This window comes from Pseudomonas sp. BN414 (assembly GCF_029871275.1).
GTDB classification, from domain to species: Bacteria; Pseudomonadota; Gammaproteobacteria; order Pseudomonadales; family Pseudomonadaceae; genus Metapseudomonas; species Metapseudomonas resinovorans_C.
Genome location: NZ_SSOL01000028.1, coordinates 118,793 through 134,155, shown reverse-complemented (window position 1 = coordinate 134,155; position 15,363 = coordinate 118,793). Strand labels below are relative to the sequence as shown.

Here is a 15,363-nt window from a genome sequence, read left to right as displayed (position 1 = left end):
GCCAGGCCACCGCGCGAGGTTTCCTTGTACTTGTCGTGCATGTCGGCGCCGGTGTCGCGCATGGTGCGGATCACCTGGTCCAGCGAGATGAAGTGCTCGCCGTCGCCGCGCAGGGCCATCTGCGCCGCGTTGATCGCCTTCACCGCGGCAATCGCGTTGCGCTCGATGCAGGGCACCTGCACCAGCCCGCCCACCGGATCGCAGGTCAGCCCGAGGTTGTGTTCCAGGCCGATCTCGGCGGCGTTCTCCAGCTGCGCCGGGGTCGCCCCCAGCACTTCCGCCAACCCCGCGGCCGCCATCGCGCAGGCCGAGCCGACTTCGCCCTGGCAGCCGACTTCGGCGCCGGAGATCGAGGCGTTTTTCTTGCAGAGGATGCCGACGGCGGCTGCGCCGAGGAAGAAGTGCACCACGTCGTCGTCGGTGGCCTCGGGGTTGAAGCGCATGTAGTAGTGCAGCACCGCCGGGATGATTCCGGCCGCGCCGTTGGTGGGTGCGGTGACCATGCGCCCGCCGGCGGCGTTTTCCTCGTTCACCGCCAGGGCGTAGAGGTTGACCCATTCCATGGCGCTCATGGTGCTGCCGATCACGTTGGGCTTGCCCAGCTCCTGCAGGCTGCGGTGCAGCTTCGCCGCGCGCCGGCGCACATTGAGCCCGCCGGGGAGGATGCCTTCGTGACCGAGGCCGTTGGTCACGCATTCCTGCATGGCGTCCCACAGTTTCAGCAGCCCGCTACGAATCTCCGCCTCGCTGCGCCAGGCCTTCTCGTTGGCCAGCATCAGCTCGGAGATGCGCAGGTTGTGGCGCTGGCAAAGCTCCAGCAGCTCTTCGGCGCTGGAGAAGTCGTAGGGCAGTGCGGTGGCGTCCTGGTCCAGCTGGCCGGACTTCGCCTGGGCCTCGTCGACGACGAAGCCGCCGCCGATGGAGTAGTAGGTGTCGCGGTGCAGTTCACCCGCCGCGCCTTCGACGATCAGGGTCATGGCGTTGGGGTGGTACGGCAGGTTCTCGTCCAGCAACAGCAGGTCGCGGTTCCAGTCGAAGGCCACCGGGTGACTGCCATCGAGCCGCAGTTCGCGGCTTTCCCGCAGCGCCTCGATGCGCGGGGCGATCTGCTTCGGGTCGACGCGGTCCGGCCACTCGCCCATCAGCCCGATCAGGGTCGCGCGGTCGGTGCCGTGGCCGACACCGGTGGCCGACAGCGAGCCGTACAGGCGCACCTCGACGCGCGTCACCTGGGCCAGCAGGCCGCGCTCGCGCAGTGCCGTGGCGAACAGCGCCGCCGCCCGCATCGGGCCCACGGTGTGCGAGCTGGAAGGGCCGATACCGATCTTGAACAGGTCGAACACGCTGATGGCCACAGGTAAAACTCCGGTAGGAATGACACTTGGCGACATGATCGGCATTTCACCGAAGCGCGGACTTCCCACACCGACTTGCTCGTATCCAAACACGTCGTGGCGGCACACCGGATCGACCTGGACACTGTGGGGGCGAATTCATTCGCTAAGGGCAACGCAGTTGCCCCTGAACCTATGCAGGGCAGACCTTCGGCCTGCTTGGCGAATGAATTCGCCCCCACAAAAGAGCGCCCCCAAAAGTGGCTGTTGCCTTGCATTAGCCGCGACAGATAAGTTCTGAGTGCGACCGAGTCGGTAGTCAGGCAATGCGTCTGGCCCGCATCATTCCCGCGCCCGGGGGCGGGGGCCTGCAGCAGTCCGACAGCCACGCGAGTCCGGAAAACGACAATAAATCCAGCTGTGGATGGACCCCTCCCATGACTCGACCCACCACTCCCCTGCTGGCAGCATCGCTGCTGGCCATCTCCCTGTTCAGTACCCAGGCCACCCTGGCAGCCGCCGATCCCGAGCGCTGCTCCACGGTGCACTTCGCCGACGTCGGCTGGAGCGATATCACCGTCACGACTGCCGTCACCCGACATGTGCTGAGCGAGCTCGGCTATGTCACCAAGGTCAAGCGCCTGTCGGTGCCTGACACCTACAAGGCCCTTGGCGAAGGCAAGATCGACGTGTTCCTCGGCAACTGGATGCCGAGCATGGAAAACGACATCCGCCCCTACCTGGAAAAGGGCACGGTGGAAAACCTCGGCGCCAACCTGACCGGCGCCAAGTACACCCTGGCGGTGAATCAGGCAGCCTGGGACGGCGGACTGAAAAGCTTCGCCGACCTGGCGAAGTTCAAGCAGCAGCTGGGTGGGAAGATCTACGGCATCGAGCCGGGCAATGACGGCAACAAGCTGATCGACAAGATGATCAAGGGGAACGCTTTCGGCCTCGGCGAATTCAAACTGGTGGAGTCGAGCGAGAACGGCATGCTCTCGCAGGTCAAACGCGCCGAGCACCTCAACCAGTGGGCGGTGTTCCTCGGCTGGGAACCGCACCCGATGAACAACCAGTTGCAGATGCATTACCTGGCCGGGGGCGATGACGTGTTCGGCCCCGACTTCGGCGGCGCGACCGTCTATACCAACGTGCGCAAGGGCCTGACCCAGGAGTGCCCGAACCTCGGGCGACTGTTGAAGAACCTCAAGTTCAGCCTGGCCATGGAGAACCACCTGATGGAGGCCATACTGAATCAAAGTACCAACCGCCGACGCGAAGCAAAGGCGTGGCTGAAGGCCAATCCCGACACCCTGGCTGCCTGGCTGCAGGGTGTTACGGCGCGCGACGGCAGCCCTCTACCGGTGGCCCTCACACAGGCCAACGCACCGTAAGCGTCGCATCCAGCGATATCCTTAGGCCATGTCGTCGCGCAACATATGGACGTCGCAAACCGACAATTGCCAAGGCCTCAAGGCTTTATCGTTGAGTCACCCGATTCGTCGCTGCCGGTTCCCGTGAACCGGCAGACCGCGAGCACACCGCTCCGGACCGAAGAACACAAGCGGCGACCTCCCCCCGAACAGAGGTCGGCCTAATAAGAAATTTCGGAAGTACGCGCACCTCCGGCCGAGGTGCTGAACCCGCCCAGGGAATGGGTTTCGTAACACTGCCAGAGGGCTGCGAGGTTCTCGAAACATTGTTATCCACACAGGCAAGACAGTCGGCATCACCGGGCTGAGCGTCGTCGAGCGCCGGTTCTGGCTCCGTGTAGCTGTCCTGGATGTCTACTGAAGGGGAAATATCCCATGCAGTCTGGAAAGATCGTGGTTCAAAACCTCTACAAGGTTTTCGGGCAACAACCACAAGAAGCAATCGATTTACTCAAGCAGGGCTGGAGCAAGGAAAAGATCCTGGCTGAGCGCGGCGCCGTGATCGGCGTCAGCGACGTGTCCTTCAGCGTCAACGAAGGTGAAATCTTCGTGCTGATGGGCCTGTCGGGTTCGGGCAAGTCGACCTTGATTCGCTTGATCAACCGTTTGATCGAACCTACCGCCGGTGACGTGTTCATCGATGGGCAGAACGTCGCCAAGCTACCCACGTCGCAATTGATCGACCTGCGTCGTCGGGACATGAGCATGGTGTTCCAGTCCTTCGCCCTGATGCCCTCGCGCTGCGTGCTGGACAACGCAGCCTTCGGCCTCGAAGTGGCCGGCAAGGGCAAGAAGGAGCGCGAGAAGCGCGCCATGGAAGTGCTGGAGCAGGTTGGCCTGGCCAGCTTCGCCCACAAGTACCCCCATGAGCTTTCCGGCGGTATGCAGCAGCGTGTCGGCCTGGCCCGCGCCCTCGCCGTGGACCCGTCGATGATCATCATGGACGAGGCCTTCTCCGCCCTTGACCCGCTCAAGCGTCGCGAGATGCAGGATGTGCTGCTGGACCTGCAGAAGAAGCACAGCCGCACCATCATCTTCGTGTCCCACGATATCGAGGAAGCCATGCGCATCGGTTCGCGCATCGGCATCATGGAAGGCGGCAAGCTGATCCAGGTGGGCACGCCCCAGGAGATCATCGAGAACCCCGCCAACGACTACGTGCGCAACTTCTTCAACACGGTCGATACCAGCCGCTACCTCACCGCCGGCCAGCTCAAGTCCGACAGCGTTCCGCTGTTCGTGCACAACGGCAAGGCGCCGGACGCGCAGACGGTCTGCCAGAAGCTGCAGGCCATGGACAAGCACTACGCCTTCATCGTCGACGAGAAGAACAACTTCCGTGGCTCCATCAGCCTCGAGAAGATCGCGCTCCTGGTCGAGGGTGGCCGCACTCTGGACCTGGAGCAGAGCCTGCTCAAGCACATCGATCCGGTACCGGAAGACCTGCCGCTCGACAGCGTCATCCAGCGCCTGGTGATCAACGAGGGGCCGATCCCGGTGGTCGACCAGAGTGGCCGCTATAGCGGCGCGATCAGCAAAGGCCGCCTGCTGAGCCGCCTGCGGGGAGAATGACGATGAGCGAGAAACTGGATCTTGGCAGCTGGGTGAATGACGTCGTCCAGCACCTGCTCGAAAACTACAGCGGCGCCTTCGAAAGCGTCGGCAACGTGGTCAGCGGCTTCTCCGAGCTGATCGAACGCTTCCTGATGTGGCCGCCGGCCTGGGTACTGATCGCGGTATTCGTCGGCCTCGGCCTCTGGCGCATCGGCGTCAAGTTCGCCCTGTTCACCGCCGCATCGCTGGTCCTGATCGTGCTGACCGGCTTCTGGGAGCAGACCGTGGTCACCCTCGGCCTGACCTTCTCGTCCACCTTGATCAGCCTGTTGCTTGGCATTCCGCTGGGCATCTGGGCAGCCAAGAGCGAGCGCGTGGCGGTGATCATCCGCCCGGTCCTGGACTTCATGCAGACCATGCCGGCGTTCGTTTACCTGATCCCTGCAGCCATGCTCTTCGGCCTCGGCCGCGTACCCGGCATCATCGCCACGGTGATCTTCGCCATGCCGCCGGCGGTGCGACTGACCGCGCTGGGTATCCGCCAGGTCAACAAGGAAATCGTCGAGGCCGGTCAATCCTTCGGCTGCAACAGCTGGCAACTGCTATACAAAGTGCAGCTGCCGAATGCCATGCCGTCGATCATGGCCGGCGTGAACCAGACCATCATGATGGCGCTGTCCATGGTGATCATCGCGTCGATGGTCGGCGCCGGTGGCCTGGGTAACGACGTACTCGCCAGTATCCAGCGCCTGGACATCGGCCTGGGCTTCGAAAGCGGCATGGCCGTGGTACTGCTGGCGATCATTCTCGACCGCATCACCGAAAGCTTCGGTACTCGCCAGACCACGACCCGCGGTCGTGTCTTTGGCCGGCTCGGAGCCAAACTGCAGCGGCAGCAAGCGCACTAAGAACGCTTCACCTTTTCAATGTCAGGGAGTCGCTAATGAAAAAAATGAAGAAAGTCGCTGCATTGGGCCTGCTGGCCTGCGCGCTGACCCAGGGTGCCTGGGCCCAGGAGCCGCAGAGCTGCAAGCAGGTCCGTTTCGCCGAGATCGGCTGGGCCGACATCGCCGCCACCACCGGCGTGGCCATGGTGCTGACCGAAGGACTGGGCTACACCCCGCGCAAGATCATGGCGTCCGTGCCCATCGCCTTCACCGGCGTGAAGAACAAGCAGATCGACGTCTTCCTCGGCTACTGGGCGCCCTCCATGGACGCGGTGATCGAGCCCTTCACCAAGGACAATGGCGTGAAGGTGCTGCCGACTCCCAACCTGGAAGGTGCCAAGTACACCCTGGCGGTTCCCACCTACGCAGCTGACGCCGGCCTGAAGAGCTTCCAGGACATCGCCAAGTTCAAGGACCAACTGGGCGGCAAGATCTACGGCATCGAACCGGGTAACGATGGCAACCTGCTGATCGACAAGATGATCAAGGGCAACCAGTTCGACCTGGGTCAATTCCGCATGGTCGAGTCGTCCGAAGCCGGCATGCTGGTCCAGGTGCAGCGCGCGGTTAAGAAGAAGGAACCGGTGGTATTCCTGGGGTGGGCACCTCACCCGATGAACACCCAGTTCGACATCACCTACCTGGCTGGCGGCGATGATGTGTTCGGCCCGGACTTTGGCGCCGCCAAGGTCTTCACCGTGGTACCGCCGGACTACGAACAGCGCTGCGCCAACGTCGGCAAACTGCTGAACAACCTGCAGTTCAGTGTCGAGATCGAAAGCCAGCTGATGGAGAAGATCCTCGAGAAGGAAGACCCGGTGAAAGTTGCCACCGGCTGGCTCAAGGCCAACCCGGCCGTGCTCGACAAGTGGCTGGCTGGCGTTACCACCTATGACGGCCAGGACGGCGCCGCTGCCGTGAAGAAACACATCGGCCTGTAATTCCCAGGCTCCGCTCCGGAGCCTGTTTCCTTGCAATTCGCCAATCGTGGCCCGGCAACGGGCCACGACGGGCACTGTCGCGAACCCGCCAGAGAACGGGCCATCGACCACGTAGTTGGCTGCCAATCCCACCTGATGGAGCAATACGTATGCGCAAGTTGAAATCCCTGTGTCTGAAGACCCTTGGCGTCGCCACCCTTGCCCTCGGCATGGGCATGGTCAACGCCGCTGATAAACCCACCCTGAAGATCGGCTTCGTGAACGGTTGGGACGACAGCGTCGCCGCTTCCTATGTCGCGGGCGAAATCCTCAAGGAAAAACTCGGCTATGGCGTCGAACTGAAGCCCGTCGAGCCGGCGATCATGTGGCAGGGCGTAGCCCGTGGCGACCTGGATGCCACCCTCTCGGCCTGGCTGCCGGCTACCCACGGCGAGTACTTCGAAAAGCTGAAGGACAAGGTCGTCGTGCTGGGTTCCAACTACAAGGGCGCCAAGATCGGCCTGATCGTCCCTGACTACGTGCAAGCCAAATCCATCGAGGACCTGAACACCTACAAGGCCGACTTCGACGGCAAGATCACCGGCATCGACGCCGGCGCCGGCGTGATGCGCCGCACCGAAGACGCCATCAAGCAATACAACCTCGACATCAAGCTGATGCCCAGCTCCGGCCCGGCCATGGCCACCGCCCTGACCCGCGCCGAGAAAGCGCAGAAGCCGATCGTGGTGACCGGCTGGATTCCGCACTGGATGTTCGCCAAATGGAAGCTGCGCTTCCTGGAAGACCCGAAAAAAGTCTATGGCGATGACGAGCACGTCGACACCGTGGTCAACCCTGGCCTGGAAGCCAAGGCAGCCGACGCCACCGCATTCCTGAAGAAATTCTCCTGGAGCGGCGAAGAAGTGGGTGCCGTGATGCTGGCTATCCGCGAAGGTGCCAAACCGGAAGCCGCCGCCAAGGACTGGATCGCCAAGAACCCGCAACGTGTGGATGAGTGGCTTAAGTAAGCAGCCTCCTTGCTCCAGAACGCCCCCGCCGGCCATCGCCCGCGGGGGCGTTCTGTTTTTTGTGGGGGCGAATTCATTCGCTTTGGGCAACGCAGTTGCCCCTCCTCAGGCAGACCTTCGGCCTGCATAGCGATTGAAATCGCCCCCACAAAAGCATTCCCCATCCGCCGATGCACCTTGATCAACCCCATCGATTGATCGATCAATCAATTTCCCCCTAGACTGCGCGCTCCCAATTCCCGCACAAAATGGTGGAAATACCCGATGCCCAAGGTCGGAATGCAGCCGATCCGTCGCTCGCAGTTGATCCAGGCCACCCTCGAAGCCGTCGACCAGGTAGGCCTCAGCGATGCCAGCATCGCCTACATCGCCCGCATCGCCGGTGTCTCCAACGGCATCATCAGCCACTACTTCCAGGACAAGAACGGCCTGCTGGAAGCGACCATGCGCCATCTGATGGCCGCACTGAGCAGCGCCGTGCGCCAGCGCCGTGCCACCCTGCGCGACGACACTCCCCGCGCGCACCTGCGGGCGATCGTCGCCGGGAACTTCGATGACAGCCAGGTCAGCGGACCGGCCATGAAGACCTGGCTGGCCTTCTGGGCGGCGAGCATGCACCAGCCCTCCCTGCGTCGACTGCAACGCATCAACGATCACCGGCTCTACTCCAACCTGTGCTGCGAACTGCGCCGTGCCCTGCCCCAGGACCAGGCGCGCTCCGCTGCCCGTGGCCTGGCCGCGCTGATCGACGGCCTGTGGCTGCGCGGCGCCCTGTCGGGCGATGGCTTCAATATCGAGCAGGCACTGCATATCGCCTACGAGTACCTGGATCAGCAGTTGGCCAAGGCCGAACGCTCCAGTGTGGGGGCGAATTCATTCGCCAAGGGCGGCGCAGCCGCCCCTCTCAACACCCCGGGGCAGACCTCCGGCCTGCTTGGCGATTGAAATCGCCCCTACAGGAAAATACGAAGCCACCAACAAAAAAGCCCGGTCCAGTGACCGGGCTTTTTCATTTCAGGCTGTCGGCCAATCAGGCCGCTTCGCCTCGCAGCTGGACGACTTTCGCCGGCTTCGGCGCATGCTCCATCGCCGCGACATCCGCCTTCATCTGCTTGAGCAGGGCGAACATGTAGAGCAGCAGCACCACCGAGAACGGCAGGCCAGCCAGCACGACCACCGTCTGCATCGCGGTGAAGTTGCCGGCGAACAGCAGGCCGATGGTCGCCAGGGTCACCACCACGGACCAGAAGATGCGCAGCCAGTTGGGCGCGTCTTCGTCCAGGTCGCCTTCCTCGCGGGAAAGGTTGGCCAGCATCACCGAGCCGGAGTCAGCCGGGGTGAGGAAGAGCACGAAGCCGACGCAGATCGACAGGCCGATCACCGCCTTGGACCAGGGGTAGTGCTCCAGCAGCAGGTAGATGGACATCGCTGGCTGCTCCAGTGCCGCCTTGCCGAGGTCCGCCGCGTTCTGGTTCATCACCAGGTCGATGGCGCTGTTACCGAACACCGACAGCCAGGCCAGGGTGAAGCCCAGCGGGATCAGCAGCACGCCGCTGACCAGCTCACGCACGGTGCGGCCTCGGGAGATACGGGCCACGAACATGCCGACGAAGGGCGCCCAGGAAATCCACCAGGCCCAGTAGAACAGGGTCCACAGGCCCATCCACTCTTCGCTCTTGCCGGACTGGCCGGTGTAGACGTAGAGGTCGAACGTCTTCAGCACCAGGCCGTTGAGGTAGTCGCCGAGGTTCTGCACGAAGCCGTTGAGCAGGTGCAGCGTCTGGCCAGCCAGCAGCACGAATACCAGCAGGCCGCTGAACAGGATGATGTTCAGGTTCGACAGGCGGCGGATGCCCTTCTCGATCCCGGATACCGCGGCCAGGGTAGCCACCGCGCTCATCACCAGGATCACCGCCAGCAGTGCGCCCTGGCTGTGGGGCATGCCGAACAGGTACTCGAGGCCGGAGGACACCTGCAGCGAACCGATACCGAGGTTGGTCACCAGGCCCAGCAGGGTCACGAAGATGCCGAAGCAGTCCACCGCATTACCCACCGCACCCTTCATCCGGCGCTCGCCGAACAGCGGGTAGAGCGCCGAGCGCAGCGCCAGCGGCTTGTTGTGGCGGTAGGCGAAGTAGCCAACCGCCAGGCCCACCAGCGCATAGATGGCCCAGCCATGCACGCCCCAGTGGAGGAAGGTCAGCTGCAACGCCTGGCGCGCGGCGGACTGGCTGCCCGGCTCGCCTTCCGGCGGATTGTAGAGATGGTCGATGGGCTCGGACGCCGCGAAGTACAGCAGCGAAATGCCGATGCCCGAGGAAAACAGCATGCCGGCCCACGCGCCGTAGCTGAAGTCCGGGCGGCTGTCGTCGGCGCCCAGGCGCAGTTGGCCGTAGCGGGAGAAGGCGACATAGAGGACGAAGAACAGGTACGCGCCGATGGCCAGCATGTAGTACCAGCCGAAGCTGCGCGACAACCAGGCCTGAGCCTTGCCGAGCACATTGCCGGCGTCTTCGGGGAACACGATCAAGGCAACCGTGAGCAGCATGATGAGCGCGGTGGATCCGTAGAACACGACCGGATTCAGGCGCACCTTCCCGTGATTTGTTGTTGTTGGAGCTTCACTCATCTGGAAATACCAAGGCAGTTAAAGCAGGCGCCCAATGGGCGCAACGACAGACCGCACCTGCGGCTGCGACGGGTGGCAACCGCCGTCCGAAGGCCTGAAATCAGGTGCGGCGAACTGCCGCATCCCGCTTCATGGTGCGCAGCTTATTCTTTGTTGTTTGAACGTTCAATAAAAATAAAGTAGGCTGATTTTCGACCTGTCCGGAACGGTTCCGGGATGCGGAGGAAACCCATGCCAAAAGTCGGAATGCAGCCCCTGCGGCGCACCCAACTGATCCACGCCACACTCGAGGCGGTGGACCAGGTCGGCATGGGCGACGCCAGCATTTCCTACATTGCGCGGCTCGCCGGGGTTTCCAACGGCATCATCAGCCACTACTTCCAGGACAAGAACGGACTGTTGGAAGCCGCTATGCGCTTCCTCATGAACGATCTGCAGGACGCGGTACGCAAGCGCCGTGAAGCCATGCGCGACGACAGTGCGCGCGGCTACATCCGCTCGATCATCGACGGCAACTTCGACGAGACCCAGGTCAACGGCCCGGCCATGAAGACTTGGCTAGCGTTCTGGGCAAGCAGCATGCACCAGCCGTCCCTGCGCCGTTTGCAGCGCATCAACGACCTGCGCCTCTACTCGAACCTGTGCTGGCAGTTCCGCCGCGAACTCGATGTAGAAGGCGCCCGAACCGCCGCGCGTGGCCTGGCCGCCCTGATCGACGGCCTCTGGCTGCGCGGCGCGCTTTCTGGCGAAGCCTTCGAAACCGAGCAGGCCCGCCGGCTCGCCTACGAATTCCTTGATCAACAACTGACCAAGCAGGCGGCCTGAGCCGCCCGCCTTGCGACTACAAGACCTAGAGAGGACAACCACCATGGCCCGATTCGAAGAACAGAAGCTCTACATTGGCGGCCGCTACGTCGACTCCACCAGTGGCGCCAGCTTCGAGACCATCAACCCGGCCACTGGTGAAGTCCTGGCCAGCGTCCAGCGCGCCAGCAAGGACGACGTCGAGCGTGCCGTCGCCGCTGCCGTCGAAGGCCAGAAAGTCTGGGCCGCGATGACCGCCATGCAGCGCTCGCGCATCCTGCGTCGCGCCGTGGACATCCTCCGTGAGCGCAACGACGAGCTGGCCGCCCTGGAAACCCTGGACACCGGCAAGCCGCTGGCCGAAACCAAAGCTGTGGACATCGTCACCGGCGCCGACGTGATCGAGTACTACGCCGGCCTGATCCCCGCCATCGAAGGCGAGCAGATCCCGCTGCGCGAAACCAGCTTCGTCTACACCCGCCGCGAGCCGCTGGGCGTGGTCGCCGGTATCGGCGCCTGGAACTACCCGGTGCAGATCGCCATGTGGAAATCCGCCCCGGCCCTGGCCGCCGGCAACGCGATGATCTTCAAGCCCAGCGAAGTCACCCCGCTGACCGCCCTGAAACTGGCCGAGATCTACACCGAAGCCGGCGTACCGGATGGCGTCTTCAACGTCCTCACCGGCAGCGGCCGTGAAGTCGGCCAGTGGCTGACCGAACACCCGCTGATCGAGAAGATCTCCTTCACCGGTGGCACCTCCACCGGCAAGAAAGTGATGGCCAGCGCCTCCAGCTCTTCGCTGAAGGAAGTGACCATGGAACTGGGCGGCAAGTCGCCGCTGATCATCTTCGAAGACGCCGATCTCGACCGCGCCGCCGACATCGCCGTCATGGCCAACTTCTTCAGCTCCGGCCAGGTCTGCACCAACGGCACCCGCGTGTTCGTACCGCGTGCCCTGCAAGCCCGCTTCGAGGACAAGGTGGTCGAGCGCGTGAAGCGCATCCGCCTCGGCAACCCGGAAGATGCCAACACCAACTTCGGCCCGCTGACCAGCTTCGCTCACATGGAAAGCGTGCTCGGCTACATCGAAGCCGGCCGCAAGGAAGGCGCACGCCTGCTGATCGGTGGCGAGCGCGTCACCGACGGTGAATTCGCCAAAGGCGCCTACGTGGCCGCGACCGTATTCAGCGACTGCACCGACGACATGACCATCGTCCGCGAAGAAATCTTCGGCCCGGTGATGAGCATCCTGGTGTACGACACCGAAGAAGAAGTGATCCGCCGCGCCAACGACACCGAGTACGGCCTGGCCGCCGGCGTCGTCACCCGCGACCTGGCCCGCGCCCACCGCGTGATCCACAAGCTGGAAGCCGGCATCTGCTGGATCAACACCTGGGGCGAGTCCCCCGCCGAAATGCCGGTGGGCGGCTACAAGCAGTCCGGCGTAGGCCGCGAGAACGGCCTGACCACCCTGGCCCACTACACCCGCATCAAGTCCGTACAGGTCGAGATGGGCGACTACTACTCGGTGTTCTGACCCGAGCCAGCGCCCAGGCGGCCCGGGGCATACCGGGCCGCACCATAGAACAAGATGCCGTGCCCCGGAGGTGACTCCGGGATTTCTAGCAGGTAAGTCACATGTCCCAAGAATTCGATTACATCATCGTCGGCGCCGGTTCCGCCGGCAACGTGCTGGCCACCCGCCTCACTGAAGACGCCGATGTCAGCGTCCTGCTGCTGGAAGCCGGCGGCCCGGACTACCGCCTGGACTTCCGCACCCAGATGCCCGCCGCTCTCGCCTATCCGCTGCAAGGTCGCCGCTACAACTGGGCGTACGAAACCGATCCGGAACCCTACATGAACAACCGCCGCATGGAGTGCGGCCGTGGCAAGGGCCTGGGCGGTTCCTCGCTGATCAATGGCATGTGCTACATCCGCGGCAACGCGCTGGACTTCGACGGCTGGGCCAAGGCCCCGGGCCTGGAAGACTGGACCTACCTGGACTGCCTGCCCTACTTCCGCAAGGCGGAAACCCGCGACATCGGCCCGAACGACTTCCACGGCGGCGACGGCCCGGTGAGCGTGACCACGCCCAAGACCGGCAACAACCCGCTGTTCCACGCCATGGTCGAGGCCGGCGTGCAGGCCGGCTTCCCGCGTACCGACGACCTCAACGGTTACCAGCAGGAAGGCTTCGGCCCCATGGACCGTACCGTGACCCCGGAAGGCCGTCGTGCCGCCACCGGTCGTGGCTACCTGGACCAGGCACGCAACCGTCCCAACCTGACCATCGTCACCCACGCCCTTTCCGACCGCATCCTGTTCAGCGGCAAGCGCGCCATCGGCGTCGCCTACCTGAAGGGCAACAACGACACGCCGATCACCGCGCATGCCCGCCGCGAAGTGCTGGTGTGCAGCGGAGCCATCGCTTCGCCGCAACTGCTGCAACGTTCCGGCGTCGGCCCGGCGGCCCTGCTGCGCGATCTCGACGTGCCGGTCGTACATGACCTGCCAGGCGTGGGCGCCAACCTGCAAGACCACCTGGAGCTGTACCTGCAGTACGCCTGCAAGGAACCGGTCTCGCTGTTCCCAGCCCTGCAATGGTGGAATCAGCCGGCCATCGGCGCGCAGTGGCTATTCCTCGGCACGGGCCTCGGCGCCAGCAACCAGTTCGAAGCCGGCGGCTTCATCCGCACCCGCGAGCAGTTCGAGTGGCCGAACATCCAGTTCCACTTCCTGCCGGTGGCGATCAACTACAACGGCAGCAATGCGGTTAAGGAACATGGCTTCCAGGCCCACATGGGCTCCATGCGCTCGCCGAGCCGTGGGCGCATCCACCTGAAGTCGAAGGACCCGCGCCAGCACCCGAGCATCCTGTTCAACTACATGGCTCACGAACAGGACTGGCAGGAGTTCCGCGACGGCATCCGCATCACCCGCGAGATCATGGGCCAGCCGGCGCTTGACCCGTACCGTGGCCGCGAGCTGAGCCCGGGCGCGAACCTCAAGTCCGATGCCGAGCTGGACGAGTTCATCCGTACCCACGCGGAAACCGCCTTCCACCCGTCCTGCTCCTGCAAGATGGGCACCGACGACATGGCGGTGGTGGACGGCCAGGGTCGCGTGCATGGCATGGAAGGCCTGAGGGTGGTGGACGCGTCGATCATGCCGGAGATCATCACCGGCAACCTCAACGCGACCACCATCATGATCGCCGAGAAGATCGCTGACCGAATCCGTGGCCGCAAGCCGCTGCCGCGCAGCACCGCCGACTACTACGTGGCCGGCGCCAAGCCGGTGCGCGGCACGCCGGTTCGCAAGCTGTAAGACGGCAGTCTGAACGCAACGGCCCCCGGGGGCCGTTGTAGGTAAACCCAACGATGGGCGTCCAGCAGACAGGCGCGCAGCCCGACACTCCGCTTGTTGGGTTTCGTTCCTCTACCCAACCTACGACTGTGGGGGCGAATTCATTCGCCAAAGGGTGACGCAGTCGCCCCGGCATACTTCAGGGCAGACCTTCGGCCTGCTTGGCGAATGAATTCGCCCCTACAACAACGACATCCTGCGCCCTACTCCGGCAAATCCTGCCGGATCATCCAGTGCCCGCTGGGAGGCATCAGGTGGCTGATATCGAAGCGCTGGAGGTTGTCCCGGTCGATCACCTCGATTCGCGGGCTGACACGCTGCGGCGACTGCTTACCTTCCAGCGCGCGTATGGCCAGGTCCACCGCGACCCGCGCCTGGAGCACCGGCGAATCCGTGGGTGAGGCCAGCACGGAGCCATCGGTGATGGCCTCAAGGACCCGCTCGGTGGCATAGAGCGATACCACCTGCGCCTTGTAGCGACTGCCCGCTGAACGCACCAGCTGCCCGGCGAAGGCGGCGGCTTCGGCGTTGCCGAGGATGTAATCCAGCTCCGGCTCACGGGCCAGCAGCTGGCGCACCAGAGTGGCCTGGGTGGAACGGTCCACCGGGCCATATCCACCCGCTATCAGGGTCACCCCGCCCTGCGAACCGAACTCCATCAGGCCTCGCTCGGCATCAGCGACCCAGCCGGCATCCTCAGGACCGGGCAACCAGCCCACGCGCACCGGGCGCCCGCCACTGTGTTCACGGATGTAGGTCATGGCCGCCTTGGCCATATCGGCGAAATCCACCTGGGCTCGGGCGGTGATGCCCGGGCAGTCGATGCGATTGATCAGGTCGACCACCGGCACCTTGTCGCGATGCAGCAGGGCGATCTCGTCGCAGAGCCCCTTGGCGCTGATGGCGGCAATCACATAGGCATCGGCGGCAAGCTGGCCGCAGCGGGTAAGTTGCGCACGCTGCATATCGGGATACTGGTAGCCGCCGGCCTCGTACACGCCAAGCTGCACGCCCTGGCGCTGCGCTTCCTCGTCCAGCCCCCAGGCCACGCCCCACCAGTAACGATCCATGCCATGGGGCAGCAGGGCGCAGATGCGCCAGGGCTTGCTCGCGCTGGTGAGCGGCCGGTAGCTGGCATCGCGTCCATCCACCTCGACCTGCAACGGAAACCACTCCGCCGCGACGCAGGAGGTCGCGCTCAGCCAGCTCAACAGCAGGGCACAGAGGGTCCGCATGGGGACATCCCTTCCATGGCAGGAACAGTGGGGTATGGATAGTGGCAAGCCTGGCAGCCGGGCGCCAGCTCTCCTTGGTCCAAATGTGACCGGCTGGAAACAGGGCCGGCCGG

The 15,363-nt window shown here is 64.0% G+C and carries 12 protein-coding genes; 9 read left to right on the top strand and 3 right to left on the bottom strand.

All coding sequences use genetic code 11. The features are described from left to right. Nucleotides 1-1,355 (bottom strand): L-serine ammonia-lyase (locus E8E95_RS04080; RefSeq protein WP_280348310.1); only part of this gene is annotated, 1,355 nt, incomplete at its 3' end. 416 nt (nucleotides 1,356-1,771) lie between these two features. Here E8E95_RS04080 and E8E95_RS04075 point away from each other — a divergent pair. The 6 genes from E8E95_RS04075 to betI (E8E95_RS04050) all read left to right on the top strand — a co-directional run bounded on the left by E8E95_RS04075 (nucleotide 1,772) and on the right by betI (E8E95_RS04050) (nucleotide 8,161). Further along, entirely contained in the window at nucleotides 1,772-2,728 is a 957-nt protein-coding gene (locus tag E8E95_RS04075) for a choline ABC transporter substrate-binding protein (RefSeq protein WP_280348308.1), read from the top strand. 414 nt (nucleotides 2,729-3,142) lie between these two features. Then, on the top strand, nucleotides 3,143-4,339 hold the full coding sequence (locus E8E95_RS04070) for a glycine betaine/L-proline ABC transporter ATP-binding protein (protein ID WP_077520410.1): 1,197 nt from the start codon (nucleotides 3,143-3,145) through the stop codon (nucleotides 4,337-4,339). A gap of 2 nt (nucleotides 4,340-4,341) precedes the next feature. Further along, nucleotides 4,342-5,229, top strand: a complete 888-nt coding sequence (locus E8E95_RS04065; RefSeq protein ID WP_179058435.1) for a proline/glycine betaine ABC transporter permease — start codon at nucleotides 4,342-4,344, stop codon at nucleotides 5,227-5,229. Nucleotides 5,230-5,264: 35 nt separating this feature from the next. After that, nucleotides 5,265-6,209, top strand: a complete 945-nt coding sequence (locus E8E95_RS04060; protein ID WP_280348306.1) for a choline ABC transporter substrate-binding protein — start codon at nucleotides 5,265-5,267, stop codon at nucleotides 6,207-6,209. A gap of 149 nt (nucleotides 6,210-6,358) precedes the next feature. Next, the gene (locus E8E95_RS04055) at nucleotides 6,359-7,216 is read left to right on the top strand and encodes a glycine betaine ABC transporter substrate-binding protein (RefSeq protein ID WP_280348304.1); all 858 of its coding nucleotides are present in this window, start codon (nucleotides 6,359-6,361) and stop codon (nucleotides 7,214-7,216) included. 264 nt (nucleotides 7,217-7,480) lie between these two features. Next, a complete protein-coding gene (betI, locus tag E8E95_RS04050) occupies nucleotides 7,481-8,161 on the top strand; it encodes a transcriptional regulator BetI (protein ID WP_280348302.1) in 681 nt (226 codons plus the stop codon). A gap of 85 nt (nucleotides 8,162-8,246) precedes the next feature. Here betI (E8E95_RS04050) and E8E95_RS04045 read toward each other — a convergent pair whose 3' ends face one another. Then, nucleotides 8,247-9,791, bottom strand: a complete 1,545-nt coding sequence (locus E8E95_RS04045) for a BCCT family transporter (protein ID WP_280348300.1) — start codon at nucleotides 9,789-9,791, stop codon at nucleotides 8,247-8,249. 285 nt (nucleotides 9,792-10,076) lie between these two features. Between E8E95_RS04045 and betI (E8E95_RS04040) the strand changes: the two genes are divergently transcribed. The 3 genes from betI (E8E95_RS04040) (at nucleotide 10,077) to betA (ending at nucleotide 13,976) form a co-directional block, all read left to right on the top strand. Beyond that, nucleotides 10,077-10,670, top strand: a complete 594-nt coding sequence (gene betI, locus E8E95_RS04040) for a transcriptional regulator BetI (RefSeq protein ID WP_280348298.1) — start codon at nucleotides 10,077-10,079, stop codon at nucleotides 10,668-10,670. 43 nt (nucleotides 10,671-10,713) lie between these two features. Then, a complete protein-coding gene (betB, locus tag E8E95_RS04035; protein WP_077524234.1) occupies nucleotides 10,714-12,186 on the top strand; it encodes a betaine-aldehyde dehydrogenase in 1,473 nt (490 codons plus the stop codon). 101 nt (nucleotides 12,187-12,287) lie between these two features. After that, nucleotides 12,288-13,976: a choline dehydrogenase gene (gene betA / locus E8E95_RS04030; RefSeq protein WP_179058442.1), complete on the top strand. Its 1,689-nt coding sequence runs from the start codon at nucleotides 12,288-12,290 to the stop codon at nucleotides 13,974-13,976. Between the two features lie 242 nt (nucleotides 13,977-14,218). Here betA and torT read toward each other — a convergent pair whose 3' ends face one another. Next, nucleotides 14,219-15,250, bottom strand: coding sequence for a TMAO reductase system periplasmic protein TorT (gene torT, locus E8E95_RS04025; protein WP_280348294.1), 1,032 nt, complete (start codon nucleotides 15,248-15,250; stop codon nucleotides 14,219-14,221). Nucleotides 15,251-15,363 lie beyond the last annotated feature (113 nt).

Bases quoted from the DNA above. Each gene is read 5' to 3' on its own strand.
- E8E95_RS04070 (WP_077520410.1), top strand. From the start codon at position 3,143: ATGCAGTCTGGAAAGATCGTGGTTCAAAACCTCTACAAGGTTTTCGGG.
- torT (WP_280348294.1), bottom strand. From the start codon at position 15,250: ATGCGGACCCTCTGTGCCCTGCTGTTGAGCTGGCTGAGCGCGACCTCC.
- E8E95_RS04055 (WP_280348304.1), top strand. From the start codon at position 6,359: ATGCGCAAGTTGAAATCCCTGTGTCTGAAGACCCTTGGCGTCGCCACC.
- betI (WP_280348298.1), top strand. From the start codon at position 10,077: ATGCCAAAAGTCGGAATGCAGCCCCTGCGGCGCACCCAACTGATCCAC.
- betB (WP_077524234.1), top strand. From the start codon at position 10,714: ATGGCCCGATTCGAAGAACAGAAGCTCTACATTGGCGGCCGCTACGTC.
- E8E95_RS04060 (WP_280348306.1), top strand. From the start codon at position 5,265: ATGAAAAAAATGAAGAAAGTCGCTGCATTGGGCCTGCTGGCCTGCGCG.
- E8E95_RS04075 (WP_280348308.1), top strand. From the start codon at position 1,772: ATGACTCGACCCACCACTCCCCTGCTGGCAGCATCGCTGCTGGCCATC.
- betA (WP_179058442.1), top strand. From the start codon at position 12,288: ATGTCCCAAGAATTCGATTACATCATCGTCGGCGCCGGTTCCGCCGGC.
- E8E95_RS04065 (WP_179058435.1), top strand. From the start codon at position 4,342: ATGAGCGAGAAACTGGATCTTGGCAGCTGGGTGAATGACGTCGTCCAG.
- betI (WP_280348302.1), top strand. From the start codon at position 7,481: ATGCCCAAGGTCGGAATGCAGCCGATCCGTCGCTCGCAGTTGATCCAG.